We start from the raw sequence: 14,652 nt of genomic DNA, 5'->3' as shown, positions 1-14,652 counted from the left end.
AAAATGATTATTTTACGCATTTCATAATGTTTAAAAAATTCTCAGGGGCTAGATTATACTAGCCTCTTTGCGTATTTTAGAGAGGATTTTCTATCAGGAGGAGAAAGGATATCGCCTTCTGCTTAATGTGTGTGCTCCCTCTGTTCTTAAGAGAGGTTTCCCTTGTACTTTGTTAAGATTTCCGCTTAAGGAAAAACTGTGCTCCTGTATGTGAGGTGCAGAGAAGTTGTGTGGCGTCATATGACATTGTACAATTGACTCTAGAAATTGTTCCACGGAGAATAGAGCGTATTTCAATTTCTATATTTTGGGCATTGAGATAATTATATGCTCCTTCTGATAGTTTTTCTTCTGTATCTGCTGCACGCGTTTCAAAAACACCATTGTGGAAAGAAGAAATAATACCATTCTCATCAACCCATTTTCCATCAATTCCAGTTGGCATATTTGAGTTATAATATCGCGAAAAGTTACAGGCACTTAACAGCAAGGCGGTAATTGTAAGACATAAAATATGATAGGGATGTTTCATTTATTGCACTCTATTTAGATTATTTTGCTCTCTAGTTTCTATAACATTATTAAATTACCCCATGAGTCAATATGAAAAATTTGATAAAAATCAATGAAAAAGCAAAAAAATGGAAAAAAATGCCTTAATGTTGTATTTAATTGACAGCTTGATGAAGTTCGTAAGTGAAACACAAGAGGTAAAATATTTCTTATGGTTTACAACAATTTTTATATTAAGCTGCTAAGTAGTCTCAAAGGAGATTATTGACATTATGGTTGGTCCCATTCTTGTTGCGAGTGAAGATTATGGAAGACGTATAGAACTTTCTTCTATGCTGCGAGGTTTTGGTTATCGTGTCATTGAAGCAGAAAATGGTCTCCGTACGATTGATCTTTTACACAGGCGTAAAAACATTGTGCTTGCACTCCTTGATGTTGTTATGAGTGATTTGAGTGTGAGCGATTTGATTAAAATGATTAGAGTTGCTGGTGTTTCTGTTCCTATTGTCGTTATAGCACAACAAGAGAATCAGCATTTACTCCAGAAAGCTTTAACAGCTGGAGCTATTGATTATTGGATCCATCCAGTAACATTATTACGTGTAAGAGTTACTTTGGATATCCTTGCTCTTATTTCTGCCTTGGAGCATGAGGTTCGAGATATTCGGCGAAAAAAAGAGAATCATTTACGGTTTTCTGATCTTTGCGTAAAAAGTAGAGCTATGCAGATAGTGTTAGAACAATCGAGACAAGCAGCAACTTCTTTACAGAATCTTTTGATAGAGGGGGAAGCTGGAACAGGACGTGAGACATTAGCTCGGATTATTCATCATGAGGGATTATTTTCGGAGGGTGTTTTTGTTCGCTTTCAATGTTCAGCCATCGTTGATCCAGAAGAAGAAAATCAGCAGTGGTTTAAAGAATTCCTACCATTGGTTTCTTCTCTTGAAAAAGGGACACTTTGCCTTTGTGATATTGATCGACTTGAGCCCATACAGCAAAAACGGTTTGCTCATTACCTTAAAGAAAGGGAAAGGGATACAAAAGGAGATTTTTTTCCTTTTCGGATCATCGCTATTTCAACATCGCGTTTAAAGGACTTGGTTAGTGAGAACTTTTTTTTGCATAGTTTGTTTGAACAATTTTCTCACTTGTCTATTAGCGTCCCTGCTTTACGAGAATTAAGGGATGATTTTCCAGAGATCACACAACGTTTGATTGATCGCATTATCACAGAAACAGGGCGATCACATGTCCATGGTTTAGCAGGCTCTGCTCTTTCCTTGCTTATGCAGTATGATTGGCCTGGCAATAGAAATGAGCTTGAAACCTTTTTATTTCGTGCGATTTTACTCAGTGAAGGACCGTTATTAACTGTTCGAGATTTTCCGCAATTAATGGGAAATTCATTAATGAGTGTTCCCAATATCATTGAGGGTAATATGCAAGAAGATAATGAGCAAGAATCGATAAAATTTTTGAATACTGATGGGCATGTACGTACTTTTGCAGAGATGGAACATGATATTATAGAGAAAGCGATTAAACATTATAAAGGACATATGAGTGAGATTGCGCGCCGCCTTCATATTGGTCGCTCTACACTTTATAGAAAAATGGAAGAATTGAGAGCAATAAGAAATCAAGAACGAAAGTAAAATTCATAACAAATTTCTCTTCATGACAAGCATGCGTTTCAAAAAAATAGAGTGGATTTTGATAAATTCCGTGGAGGAAGCTTAAGAAAACAATCATTTATTGTAAAATTTATCTATAGAGGATGATTTTGTAGATTTAAATCAAATATAAATTTTATGTGACTATTTTAATCGTTTGTTTCAATTTATACAATTTTAGTTAAGTTTACATTTATTAAAACAGACAAGCATTTTTAAAAACTTTTAAATACTACCGCTAAAATTTTTGTATCATCAATATTAAATTTATACTCTCTTAAGCAAGAAGTGGCATTTTATCTTCTATACGATTAAGATAAAGTGATTAGTGTTATCGTTTGCATTACTGATGATGTGATAGTTTAAAATAGAAAGTTTACCCTCTTTGACTCTTTTACAGATTGTTATTGGTTTTGTCCTCTTTTTTTTTATTGCATCTATGTTGGCAATCTACACCTATGGGCGTTTTGTGAAAAATGCTAGGGGGCAATGTTCTTATGCGTTACCTATTCAGAAAGATGAAACTAAGCTTGATCGTATCGTCAGTCAATTAGCTGAGGAAGAAAATGGATTGGGGATTGATAAAGATGCCCTTTCCCTCATTATCAGCAATTTGGATGCGTTTTGTGTTCGTGTAATAGGAGCTGCAGAGGCTGGGCGTAGCCTTGATCTGATGTATTATATTTGGGATGATGATTTAACGGGGCGCCTATTATTAAGTGAAATAGTTGAGGCAGCTGATCGAGGGGTTCGGGTACGGCTTCTTTTGGATGATATTAATGCTCAGGCACGTGATCCAGCTTATATTGCGCTAGATAGACATCCTCATATTGAGGTGAGAATGTTTAATCCAGGGCGATCGCGTAAAGGTGGTTTACGCCGTGGTTTAGAAATTATATTACGGGCAATTACTGTAACACGTAGAATGCATAATAAAGCTTTTATTGTTGATGGCAGGGTCGCTTTTGTAGGAGGACGTAATCTTGCAGATTCTTATTTTGATGCTGGTAAAGAATCCCATTTTCGAGATTTAGATTTGATGTTAATCGGTCCTTCTGTTAAAAAGGTAGAAAGTATCTTTGATGATTTTTGGAATAGTGCTGTTGTTTTGCCAATTCATACTTTAGTTGTTCCTAAAAGCGCAAGTGATCTTAGCTATTGGAAAGATAAATTACGAAAGTTTCGTGATTCCAAGGTTGCAAAAGTTTATTTAGATTATGTCAAAGAGCACATTAACTTTAATTGTTTTATCCAAACAGGAAAGCGGTTATTTTTAGCAGACAAAGTTGTTGTTCTTTCTGACCCTCCAGAAAAAGCATTGCGTAAAAAAGCAAGCAATTGGCTTATGAAGGCACTTTCAAAGGTTATTGGAAATGCTAAAAAAACGGTTCAGATTACGTCACCTTATTTTGTTCCTGGTAAGGTTGGCACGCAGAATTTTAGTAATTTGGTTTCAAAGGGTGTTGATGTCAAAATTCTGACAAATTCTTTAGCTGCTACTGATGTAGCATTAGTGCATGGTGGTTATGTACCTTATCGTAAGGCATTGTTGAAAAGTGGTGTTAATCTTTATGAATTAAAAGCGGAAGGCAATACTCATGGGTTGCGATTGTTTCGATCGAGTAAGGCAAGTTTACATGCTAAAGCTTTTTTAATTGATCGTAAAACAGCTTTTATTGGATCTTTAAATTTTGATCCAAGATCAGCATCATTAAATACAGAAATGGGCATTCTTTTTGAATGTGCTCCCATTACAGCAAGATTAGATTTGTTGTTTTCTGAAGAAACCACAGGGGAAATGAGCTATCATCTGCGTCTTGGTGATAATAATCGTATTTATTGGGATTTTATTGAAAATGAAAAAAAATATAGCATTGACTATGAGCCAGAAAGTAATTTTTGGCGTCGCGCATTTGCAAAAATAATAAGTTGGTTACCTATTGAATCACAATTGTAAATTTTTATAAACCACACTTAAAAAAAATATTTATTTTTCTTTTCATTTTGTTTGTAGCATGGCATAATTTTTTGCCAATCTACCATGTATGAGAACCGCAGTTGTATTTTAAAGCTTCTTGCGGTGTTTTATTATAAAAGGAATTTTGATATGGCAAAGATTGTTGAAACGGGGACAGGTGCATTGGCACTGACTTTTGATGATGTACTTTTACAACCCGGTCATTCTCTTGTTATGCCTAGTCAAGTGGATCTCAGTACGCGCATTGCAGCGGATATTAAGCTCAATTTGCCATTGCTTTCTGCGGCAATGGATACGGTAACAGAATCGCGTTTGGCAATTGCTATGGCTCAAGCTGGTGGTCTTGGGGTTATTCATCGTAATATGTCTCCTGCAGAGCAGGCAGAAGAAGTTCGCCAAGTAAAAAAGTTTGAATCTGGTATGGTTGTTAATCCAGTCACCATTGGACCAGATGCAACACTTGAAGAAGCAAAATCTTTGATGTGCTCTCATGGTATTTCCGGTATTCCGGTTGTTGAAAATGGTGCTAAAGGTGAAACTGCTGGACGGCTTGTTGGCATTTTGACAAATAGGGATGTGCGTTTTGCATCGGATCCCAAACAAAAAATTTATGAATTAATGACGCATGAAAATTTAATCACAGTGCGTGAAAATGTTCAACTCAATGAAGCGAAGTATCTTTTACACCATCATCGTATTGAAAAATTATTAGTTGTGGATGAACAGAATCGTTGTGTCGGACTGATAACAGTTAAGGATATTGAAAAAGCAAAATTAAATCCAAACGCTGCCAAAGATTCACAAGGTCGCTTGCGTGTTGCAGCTGCAAGTAGTGTAGGGAACGATGGGTTTGAGCGGGCTGAACGATTAATTGATGCAGGCGTTGATATTCTAGTAATTGATACTGCACATGGACATTCTCAGCGTGTATTAGACACTGTTGAGCGTATTAAAAAAATGACGTTTTCTCCAGCTATTATTGCTGGTAATGTGGCGACTGCTCAAGCAACACAGGCTTTGATTGACAGTGGTGCGGATGCTATAAAAGTTGGGATTGGTCCTGGTTCTATTTGCACAACGCGAATTGTTGCAGGTGTTGGTGTTCCTCAGCTTGCAGCCATTATGAATGCTGCAGAAGTTGCTGAAAAAGCGGGCATTCCCGTTATTGCTGATGGGGGGATAAAAGCTTCCGGTGATTTTGCTAAAGCCTTAGCAGGTGGGGCTTGTGCTGCTATGATTGGCTCTCTTTTAGCGGGTACAGAAGAAAGTCCTGGCGAAGTTTATCTTTATCAAGGACGATCCTTTAAAGCTTATCGCGGCATGGGATCTGTTGGTGCTATGGCACGAGGATCGGCAGATCGCTATTTTCAAGATGATGTTCGTGATGAACTTAAGTTAGTTCCTGAAGGTGTGGAGGGGCAGGTGGCTTATAAAGGTCCTATAGCATCAGTTCTACATCAGCTTGCTGGTGGACTTCGTGCTTCGATGGGGTATGTTGGAGCAAAAGATCTCGTAGAGTTTCGTGAAAAAGCAACGTTTGTACGTATTACGAATGCGGGACTCCATGAAAGTCATACGCATGATGTTTCTATCACACGAGAGAGTCCAAATTATCGTGGACCAGTTTAAAGATACAAGAGCCTAATATCATATTGCATAAATATAAAATTTTCCGAGAACAAGAAAGAGAGACTGCGCTTTTTTCTGTTTGTAATTTGGTGTAATAATCCCAAAAAGGAAAGAATTAGAGGTTAAAACTCTAATTCTTTCTGTTAAGACTATATGAAATAAGTTATATAAAATTAGAATTAACTTTTTGTTGTCTTCCGTCCAGTCTTTGACGCACGTTGGCGAGTGTTTGTCTGATCACTTTGGACGGATTTCTTTCCGTTGTTTGAGGGCATTGTATTATGACGGCTTTTAGACGAAGTTGTTTTTCCATTATTATAAGTCATTATTTTCTCCTTTAAAATTGTCTGGCAGTTGCCATTAGAGTAAAAACGGTCATGCCAAATAGTGGTTCCAAGCATTTTCTAAAAAGTTAATTTTTTGTTGAACGTAAGATGAACTTGTTTAATTTTATGAGAAGATTTTTTCTATTTTTTCAGAAGGATAGCCATATAAAGATGGGAGATATTTGATTTTTTTCTATTGTTCAGACAATCCTCGTAAATTTTATTTTACGCAAATAAATTAAAGAGTTTGGTTTTTTCGTAATGCATGGCGGAAATAAGTTCTTTATGGATGGCTACGTATCTTTTAGCATAAGAGGTAGAAGGATAAAAAGCGAATGGGCAGAAGATGAAAGGAAAAATTTAGATACTCTAAATTGGATCTTATAAAAAAGTATGATCAGATCATTTTAATATTGAATGTAAATTTTTTATGGCTTTGAGAAGGTTTCATTGGCAAGAAGGCGATAATATTATTTTTTTAGATGATTTAAAATTTTATTATTTTAATGGGAGAAATGAATGCGATTAGGTGGGCGTTTGCAAGCAGCAATAGATGTTCTCACAGAGATAGAAGTGAAGCATCGCCCAGTAGGAGAAGCTTTAAAGGATTGGGGTCTTTCTCATCGCTTTGCTGGAGCAGGTGATCGTGCAGCTATTGGTACAATCGTTTATGATGTTTTAAGACGACGTTATTCTTTACAATGGCGTATGGAGAGTGATGATATCCGAGATATCGTTTTTGGTGCCTTATTAGATTCTGAAAAAATGACGCTGGAGCAAATTGACGGTGAATTGGCAGAAGATCGGTTTGCACCGCAGTTATTAGGGGCTAAACAGCGTAAATCGTGGCAAGGTCAGCAATTAGTGGATGCTCCAGACTATATTCGTGGTGATATTCCGCAATGGTGTCAAGCGCATCTGCGTCCTTTATTTGGTGATAATTGGATCACTGAAGCGGCTGCGTTAGCAACGCGTCCTTCTTTAGATCTACGGGTAAATAACCTAAAGGCAACACCAGAAAAGGTGCTGAAAGAATTAGCAAAAACCAAACTTAAATCTTTTCCATGGTTTGGGCAAGCTTTAAGAATTGCACCGATTGAAAAGTTTAATCGTCATCCCAATGTTCAAGTGGAACCAGCTTTTCAAAAAGGACACTTTGAAATACAGGATTTAGGATCTCAAATTGTTGCTCACCTTGTGGAAGCGCAAGAGAGCATGCAGGTATTAGATTATTGTGCAGGTGCTGGGGGCAAAACATTAGCTTTAGCTTCCGATATGAACAATCGTGGGCAAATTTATGCTTATGATTTTGATAAAGCGCGCTTAGCTCCTATTTTTGATCGTCTTCGACGCGCTGGTGTTCGTAATGTACAAACACGAGCACAAAAAGAAGAATTGAAGCCATTAATAGGCCAGATGGATAGAGTTCTACTAGATGCACCATGTAGTGGGACAGGAACATGGCGTCGTCGTCCAGATGCGAAATGGCGTTTAACATTAGAACAGGTGAAACAACGCCAAACAGAACAGAGGGATATTTTGAATGAAGCGATAGCTTATCTTAAGCCAAATGGGCGCCTAATCTATATTACCTGTTCTCTTTTTACAGATGAAAATGAGGAACAAATTTCCCATTTCCTTCAACAACATTCTCATTTTTCTCCAATAGATATGCCAGCGCTTTGGCAGAAACATTTTAGTTTTTCTCCTGTGCAACCAGTTTTTTCAAATTATGGACTTACTTTGTCGCCGGCCACAACACAAACAGATGGGTTCTTTTTATCTGTGTTGCAAAAAAAACATTGATCCATATTCTTACACTTTTTATCATAAACTTTACGAGAATAATCTTTTTCTTAAGAAAACAGGCTTGTGAAAAGAGAAAGATTGAATCATAACTCTCATGAGTTTTCTTTTACAATTGTTGATTGGTTTTCTATGAGCATATCACATCCAGACACTGTTCTTATTATTGACTTTGGTTCACAAGTTACACAACTTATTGCACGACGGGTACGAGCAATGGGAGTGTATTGTGAAATTACTCCTTTTCAATTGGCTTTAGAAGCTGTGCGCCGCATAAATCCTAAAGCTATTATTTTATCAGGGAGTCCTTATTCCGTTATTGATGAGGGCTCTCCGCGTGCTCCAATGGAAATTTTTGAGGCGGGTGTTCCGATTTTGGGCATTTGCTATGGTGAACAAGTCATGTGTGTTCAGCTTGGAGGAAAGGTTGAAGCTGGACATGAGCGTGAATTTGGGCGTGCTTTTTTGGAAGTTCAAGAAGAGAGTGCCCTTTTTGATGGAGTGTGGGAAAAAGGTTCTCGTTATCAAGTATGGATGAGCCATGGTGACCGTGTGGCAGCTTTACCAGAAGGTTTTCGTGTCATAGGAACCTCAAAAGGAGCTCCCTATGCGGCTATTGCTGATGAGAAAAGATATTTTTATGCGGTACAGTTTCATCCTGAAGTTATCCATACACCGGATGGTACAAAACTTTTGCAAAATTTTGTTCATAAGATCTCTGCTATTAAAGGCAATTGGTCAATGGCTTCTTATCGTGAGCAGGCAATTGCTACGATACGACAAAAAGTTGGGAAAAGTCGTGTGATTTGTGGTCTTTCAGGGGGAGTGGATTCATCTGTTGTAGCGGTACTCCTTCATGAAGCCATAGGAGATCAACTGACATGCATTTTGGTAGACCATGGGCTGATGCGCAAGAATGAAGCTGAAGAAGTTCTCACGCTCTTTCGTGATCATTATAATATAGAGCTTATTCACGTTAATGCTGCCGATATATTTCTTAATGCTTTAGAAGGTGAGACAGATCCAGAAAAAAAGCGCAAAACGATTGGTCGCCTTTTTATTGAAGTTTTCGAAGAAGAAACTAAAAAAATAGGAGGTGCAGAGTTTTTAGCACAAGGAACACTTTATCCAGATGTTATTGAGAGTGTGTCTGCTATTGGTGAAACGGTAACCATTAAAAGCCATCATAATGTGGGTGGGCTACCAGAACAGATGAATATGAAACTTGTAGAACCGTTGCGTGAGCTCTTTAAGGATGAGGTTCGCTTGCTAGGGCGAGAGTTAGGATTACCGGAGCAGTTTATTGGTCGCCATCCTTTTCCAGGTCCCGGTCTTGCAATTCGCTGTCCAGGTACTGTGACCCGTGAAAAATTAGAAATTTTACGTGAAGCAGATGCTATCTACCTTGAGGAAATCCATAAAGCTGGTCTTTATGACGAAATTTGGCAAGCTTTTGCTGTTCTTCTTCCTGTTCAAACTGTTGGCGTGATGGGGGATGATCGCACTTATGAATTTGTTTGTGCTCTTCGCGCCGTCACATCTGTAGATGGAATGACTGCTGATTTTTATCCCTATGATATGGCGTTTTTAAGTAAGACAGCAGCACGTATTATTAACGAAGTTAGAGGGATTAATCGTGTTGTATATGATGTAACCTCAAAACCTCCTAGTACTATTGAATGGGAATAATTAAAATGAAGGATAAGTTTTTTAAGAATAAAATATGACTGAGGGTTTGATATTCGAGAAGTGTAGAAAAAATCATTTAAAAATGATTGTGTATTTTCATATGATATAAGCCTTTATCTGACAATCTGTACGTCAATATCGTTTAAAATTGAGAAGTGTGGGATTTTGCATGTCTGAGAAAAAAATTGTTGCACACCGTGGAGGAGCTCATCTTTATCCTGAAAATACCCTTTCGGCATTTAATAATGCTATAGCGTTAGGTGTTGATGAAGTTGAATGCGACGTTCATTTGCTAAAAAGCGGTGAAGTGGTTGTCTTTCACGACTTCCGTCTAGACCAATTGGTTGGAAAAAAGGGGTATATTCATGACATTGATAATGAAACACGCAAACAACTCTGCGTAAAAGGAAGCCAAGAAGCACCTCCCTTATTAGAAGAAGTGCTTGATCTTTTAGCACCAACGAATGTTGCATTGCATCTTGAAATCAAGACATGCGGTGAAGTGGAGCGCGAAACAATATTATCCCAAAAAGCGCTTGCGCTAATAAAAAGCCGAAATTTATCAGAACGGGTTTCTGCAATTAGTTTTGATCCTTTTATCCTTCGTCCTTTTATTGAAGCAGGAATACCATCTGGTCCATGTGTTGATAATTTTGAAGGTGATATGTACCGTCATTTTTCTGAATGGAAGCAATTAGGTTATTCTGACCTAAGTTTAGATGGCTCTATTGTTTCACAGAACTTTATTGAATCAGCTCTTGAGGCTGGTTTTACTGTAGGGGTATGGACAATTAATGGAAAAGCTCGGTTATCATATTGGCTTGATATGCCTGTACATTATATTACGACAGATCAACCTGATCTCGCATTGCAATTGTGTGCACAAAGGTAAAAATACATCAACACAAAAGGAACTATATATTTTCATAAAGTTAGCGTAATGAAAGAAGAAAAATTATCTAATATATAACAATAATACATTGATTTATAATGATAATTAATATTTTACTCATGTGAGTAAGAGACCTTAATACGTAAGATTCTCTTATTTCAAATATTTTTACAATGAATCAATCAAAATCATTTGTTTGAACATTACAAGTAGGGTTGGTGTGTGGATAAAAAATAATTGAGAAAAGAATAAAAATATTCATTTAACGTATTTCAAATGCAAGGCTTATTAAGCATTAGGGTCTCATATGATGATGTCGTTTTGCACTTTTATGAAGTGTAAAAATGATGGCATACAAAAAGTCTTATATACTTTAATGGAGAGGCTTTATGTCTTATTTTACAGGTTCTATCATGAAATGTAGATGTATTGAAAGATTTTTTAACAGCATGGAAATTGGTCATACAGTGTCATTTTGTTTTGCATGAGGGGTGTGATCTTGTTACAGGGAAAGAGACTATTAAGCGCTTCAAAATGATTTTCTTAATTTTAAAAAAATTCTATTTGTCTCTTCTTTAAATTCAGTAGCAACATCGTGTTCAAGTTATAAGCCGAAAGTTATAAGACAAATAATAAAAGAATAAACAATTCTTTTTAAAAAAGTAAATCCAGATATTAAAATAGTCATTGAATGATATTTACGATCCATATCTTTTTACCAAGTGGCTTTGCTTATTTAAGCCATCTCACTTTTTTCAGATAGTTACAAACGCGTATTTCGTGAATATATAAGAAAGCTTATAAAAGAAAATAAATAAATTTAAATAAATTCATTTGACCTTTAGGTGGTTCCTGTTTAAATGAGAGAGTATGTTTCTGAAATAAAACTGTCATAGCATGTTCATGTGTAATACTATAAATTTAGGGGGTAGTTTGTATTCCATCACTTCAGAAAGGGTGAAGCATGAGTCGTTTTTATCTTTCCATAGCGGCCACGGTTGCTATCATAATGTCCACAGCGGGGATGACAGAAAGTTTTGCACAGACAAAAATCAGCTTTTGGCATTCTATGAGTGGTGAATTAGGAAAGCAAACTGAAAGTCTCATTAACGATTTTAATGCAAGTCAATCTGAGTATAAAGTTGTTTCTTCATTTCGCGGTGAATATGAAGAGGGATTGATTTCACTCATTGCAGCATTTCGTGGAAAGAAACAGCCAGTACTTGCTCAAATTTATGACGTTGGTACTGGAACTATGATGGCTGCAAAAGGCGCAATCTACCCATTTTATCAACTTATGGCTGATACAAAACAAGAATTTGATCCTACAGATTATTTCCCTGTTATTAGTGGTTATTACTCCGATGAACAGGGACGTATCGTCTCTATGCCATTTAATATTTCAACACCCATCCTTTATTATAACAAAGATATCTTTAAAAAAGCAGGGCTTGATCCAGAACAGCCTCCTAGAACGTGGCAAGATATAGAAAACTTTTCCAAGAAAATTCTTGAGACTAAAGCGGCAAATTGTGGTTTTACAATGGCTTATGCCGCTCAATGGATTGGTATAGAAAATTTTTCAGCGTTGCATAATGTTCCTTTTGGAACGAAGGAAAATGGCTTTAAAGGACTTGATTCAGAACTTACATTTAATGGACCTTTACAAGTGCGTATGTGGGCTGACCTGAAAAAGTGGTCTGATCAAGGTATTTTCCGTTATGGTGGTCCAGCAGGTGCATTAGATTCAACACCAATGTTTATGGCACAAAATTGTGCAATTTTTATGCAATCTTCAGGATCACATGCTGGGATTGTTTCTGAAGCTCAGTTTAATGTGGGGGTTGGTATGCTACCGTACTATAAGGATACAGAAGGAGCACCACAAAATTCAGTTATTGGGGGAGCTTCTATTTGGGCGTTTAAGGGCCATACTCCAAAGGAATATGCAGGGGCAGCCGCTTTTCTTAAATTTCTTTCAAAAACAGAAAATCAAGCAAAGTGGCATCAGGAAACAGGTTATCTCCCAACCACAAAAGCGACTTATGAATTGAGCAAAAAACAACATTTCTATGAAAAAACGCCAGGTGCGGATATAGCTATCAAACAGATTAATCTTAATCCACCAACAGTTAACTCAAAAGGGATAAGATTTGGTAATTTACCACAAATTCGTGCCATTCTTGATCAAGAGTTGGAAGCTGTTCTTAGTGGTTCAAAAACGCCGAAAGATGGTTTAGATGAGACCGTTGAACGTGGAAATAAACTCTTGCGTGAATTTGAAAGATCTAATCATTAATTTCGTTTTATTGTTAAACATTAAAGACTCAACAAAAACGGTTGAGTCCTTTTTGTTTACTTTTTTAAAGTCTCTACATTTAAAGAGCCCTACGAATGCAAGAAAAACATGCATATTTTAAAAATAGTCTACTTTCTTACGGACTGCTTTTTCCTCAGCTTCTTGTGACTTTTTTGTTTTTCTTTTGGCCTGCTGCTCAAGCAATAAAATCATCTTTTGAGCGTGAAGACCCTTTTGGCTTTACAACAACCTTTATTGGTTTTGAGAATTATCTAACCGTTCTTTCTGATCCTACATATCGGCAATCGCTTCTTACAACCGCAGTATTTTCCATCTCAGTTACTGTCGCTTCAATGACAATATCACTTCTCTTAGCTGTCTGTGTTGATCGTGTCATCCGTGCAAAAAAGGCTTATACAATGCTTTTGCTCTGGCCCTATGCTGTTGCTCCAGTATTGGCAGGTATATTGTGGCTGTTTATCTTTCATCCCACCATCGGAATTATCCCTTTTTTTCTCGAGAAAATAGGGGTGCTATGGAATTATCGTATTAATGGCACTCAAGCAATGATTCTTATTGTCATTGCGGCTAGTTGGAAACAAATTTCTTACAATTTTCTCTTTTTTCTTACAGGTCTTCAGTCTGTTCCGCGTTCTCAAATAGAAGCAGCCGCCATTGATGGTGCTGGTCCATTTAAACGATTTTGGACAGTGGTTTTCCCGCAAATTTCACCAACGACGTTTTTCCTTCTTATTGTCAATGTCAATTATGTTATGTTTGATACTTTTGGTATTATTGATAATACAACTTCTGGAGGTCCTGCGCGTGAAACGAGCATCCTCGTCTATAAAGTATATGACGATGGCTTTAGAAATCAAATAATCGGTGCATCAGCAGCACAATCAACAATATTGATGTTGATGGTTATTGTCTTAACGTTTATCCAGTTTCGCTGGATTGAGCGCCGTGTACAATATTAGGAAACAAATTATGGTTGAAAATCGCCCTGTTTTGAAATTTCTAACCCATATTACTCTTATTGTTGGTATTATCATTATTTGCTTTCCAGTTTATGTTGCTATCATTGCATCAACTCATAGTTCAGCAGCATTTAACTCAGGAACACTTCCTCTTTTGCCTGGGAAATATGCTCTGGAAAATTATAAAACAATCTTTGGTGATGGCCTTGCACAGCTGGGTTTGCCCAACCTCTGGCCACTCTTAATGAATTCATTCATTATGGCTCTTGGGATTAGCGTTGGAAAAATTATTATTTCACTTTTGTCTGCTTATGCAATTATTTACATGCGCTTTCCCTTCCGAAAAACTGCTTTTGTTCTTATTTTTGTTACATTGATGCTCCCTGTCGAAGTTCGTATTCTTCCAACCTATGAGATTGTTGCGAAATTGGGGATGGTTAACACCTATAGTGGAATGATTATTCCACTTATTGCATCTGCAACCGCTACATTTTTATTTCGCCAGTTTTTTTTGACTGTTCCAGATGAACTCTTAGAGGCGGCACGTGTTGATGGTGCAGGTCCAGTTAAATTTTTTAAGGATATTCTTCTTCCTCTTAGTAAAAGCAATATCGCTGCTTTATTTATCATTATGTTCATTTATGGATGGATACAATATCTCTGGCCTCTTATCATCACAACGGATCAAAATCATCAAACGATCCTTATTATTTTAAAACAGCTTATTGTCGAATCACTTCAACATGATCCTCAATGGAATATACTCATGGCAGTATCGGTTGTTGCCATGGTTCCCCCTGTTCTTGTTGTTATCTTCATGCAGCGGCTTTTTATCAAAGGCCTTATTGAAACGGAGAAGTAATT

At 37.0% G+C, this 14,652-nt stretch carries 11 protein-coding genes; 9 read left to right on the top strand and 2 right to left on the bottom strand.

Annotated features, from left to right (window positions below; all coding sequences use genetic code 11):
* Positions 1 to 172 precede the first annotated feature (172 nt).
* Positions 173 to 532: a hypothetical protein gene (locus ACFIL2_RS00935; RefSeq protein WP_375618071.1), complete on the bottom strand. Its 360-nt coding sequence runs from the start codon at positions 530 to 532 to the stop codon at positions 173 to 175.
* Between the two features lie 253 nt (positions 533 to 785).
* On the opposite strand from ACFIL2_RS00935, the gene ACFIL2_RS00930 reads away from it, so the two are divergent.
* The 3 genes from ACFIL2_RS00930 (at position 786) to guaB (ending at position 5,796) form a co-directional block, all read left to right on the top strand.
* The gene (locus tag ACFIL2_RS00930) at positions 786 to 2,171 is read left to right on the top strand and encodes a sigma-54-dependent transcriptional regulator (protein ID WP_375680677.1); all 1,386 of its coding nucleotides are present in this window, start codon (positions 786 to 788) and stop codon (positions 2,169 to 2,171) included.
* A 403-nt stretch (positions 2,172 to 2,574) separates the two neighbouring features.
* Positions 2,575 to 4,146 carry a phospholipase D family protein gene (locus tag ACFIL2_RS00925; RefSeq protein ID WP_375680676.1) on the top strand — a complete coding sequence of 524 codons (1,572 nt, stop codon included), beginning with the start codon at positions 2,575 to 2,577 and terminating at the stop codon, positions 4,144 to 4,146.
* Positions 4,147 to 4,296: 150 nt separating this feature from the next.
* The gene (guaB, locus tag ACFIL2_RS00920) at positions 4,297 to 5,796 is read left to right on the top strand and encodes an IMP dehydrogenase (RefSeq protein ID WP_375655128.1); all 1,500 of its coding nucleotides are present in this window, start codon (positions 4,297 to 4,299) and stop codon (positions 5,794 to 5,796) included.
* A 179-nt stretch (positions 5,797 to 5,975) separates the two neighbouring features.
* Here the strand turns inward: guaB and ACFIL2_RS00915 are convergent, their stop codons facing one another.
* Positions 5,976 to 6,122 carry a hypothetical protein gene (locus ACFIL2_RS00915; RefSeq protein WP_273722522.1) on the bottom strand — a complete coding sequence of 49 codons (147 nt, stop codon included), beginning with the start codon at positions 6,120 to 6,122 and terminating at the stop codon, positions 5,976 to 5,978.
* Between the two features lie 519 nt (positions 6,123 to 6,641).
* Between ACFIL2_RS00915 and ACFIL2_RS00910 the strand changes: the two genes are divergently transcribed.
* The 6 genes from ACFIL2_RS00910 to ugpE all read left to right on the top strand — a co-directional run bounded on the left by ACFIL2_RS00910 (position 6,642) and on the right by ugpE (position 14,650).
* Positions 6,642 to 7,928 carry an RsmB/NOP family class I SAM-dependent RNA methyltransferase gene (locus ACFIL2_RS00910; protein WP_375661931.1) on the top strand — a complete coding sequence of 429 codons (1,287 nt, stop codon included), beginning with the start codon at positions 6,642 to 6,644 and terminating at the stop codon, positions 7,926 to 7,928.
* 132 nt (positions 7,929 to 8,060) lie between these two features.
* Positions 8,061 to 9,617, top strand: a complete 1,557-nt coding sequence (gene guaA / locus ACFIL2_RS00905; RefSeq protein WP_375634023.1) for a glutamine-hydrolyzing GMP synthase — start codon at positions 8,061 to 8,063, stop codon at positions 9,615 to 9,617.
* A gap of 169 nt (positions 9,618 to 9,786) precedes the next feature.
* Positions 9,787 to 10,509, top strand: coding sequence for a glycerophosphodiester phosphodiesterase (locus ACFIL2_RS00900; protein ID WP_375611843.1), 723 nt, complete (start codon positions 9,787 to 9,789; stop codon positions 10,507 to 10,509).
* A gap of 964 nt (positions 10,510 to 11,473) precedes the next feature.
* A complete protein-coding gene (ugpB, locus tag ACFIL2_RS00895) occupies positions 11,474 to 12,808 on the top strand; it encodes a sn-glycerol-3-phosphate ABC transporter substrate-binding protein UgpB (protein WP_375633933.1) in 1,335 nt (444 codons plus the stop codon).
* Positions 12,809 to 12,903: 95 nt separating this feature from the next.
* Complete coding sequence (gene ugpA, locus ACFIL2_RS00890) at positions 12,904 to 13,788, top strand: sn-glycerol-3-phosphate ABC transporter permease UgpA (RefSeq protein WP_375633935.1); 885 nt, start codon at positions 12,904 to 12,906, stop codon at positions 13,786 to 13,788.
* A gap of 10 nt (positions 13,789 to 13,798) precedes the next feature.
* Positions 13,799 to 14,650 (top strand): sn-glycerol-3-phosphate ABC transporter permease UgpE, encoded by an 852-nt coding sequence (gene ugpE / locus ACFIL2_RS00885; RefSeq protein WP_375633937.1) that lies wholly within the window; start codon positions 13,799 to 13,801, stop codon positions 14,648 to 14,650.
* The last annotated feature ends 2 nt before the right edge of the window (positions 14,651 to 14,652 follow it).

Source organism: Bartonella sp. AP30XZML (genome assembly GCF_042195945.1).
GTDB lineage: Bacteria > Pseudomonadota > Alphaproteobacteria > Rhizobiales > Rhizobiaceae > Bartonella.
The sequence above is the reverse complement of the archived record's forward strand: the minus strand, read 5'-3'. Positions and strand labels throughout refer to the sequence as shown.

Bases quoted from the DNA above. Each gene is read 5' to 3' on its own strand.
- guaA (WP_375634023.1), top strand. From the start codon at position 8,061: ATGAGCATATCACATCCAGACACTGTTCTTATTATTGACTTTGGTTCA.
- guaB (WP_375655128.1), top strand. From the start codon at position 4,297: ATGGCAAAGATTGTTGAAACGGGGACAGGTGCATTGGCACTGACTTTT.
- ugpB (WP_375633933.1), top strand. From the start codon at position 11,474: ATGAGTCGTTTTTATCTTTCCATAGCGGCCACGGTTGCTATCATAATG.
- ugpA (WP_375633935.1), top strand. From the start codon at position 12,904: ATGCAAGAAAAACATGCATATTTTAAAAATAGTCTACTTTCTTACGGA.
- ACFIL2_RS00900 (WP_375611843.1), top strand. From the start codon at position 9,787: ATGTCTGAGAAAAAAATTGTTGCACACCGTGGAGGAGCTCATCTTTAT.
- ACFIL2_RS00930 (WP_375680677.1), top strand. From the start codon at position 786: ATGGTTGGTCCCATTCTTGTTGCGAGTGAAGATTATGGAAGACGTATA.
- ACFIL2_RS00915 (WP_273722522.1), bottom strand. From the start codon at position 6,122: ATGACTTATAATAATGGAAAAACAACTTCGTCTAAAAGCCGTCATAAT.
- ugpE (WP_375633937.1), top strand. From the start codon at position 13,799: ATGGTTGAAAATCGCCCTGTTTTGAAATTTCTAACCCATATTACTCTT.
- ACFIL2_RS00910 (WP_375661931.1), top strand. From the start codon at position 6,642: ATGCGATTAGGTGGGCGTTTGCAAGCAGCAATAGATGTTCTCACAGAG.
- ACFIL2_RS00935 (WP_375618071.1), bottom strand. From the start codon at position 532: ATGAAACATCCCTATCATATTTTATGTCTTACAATTACCGCCTTGCTG.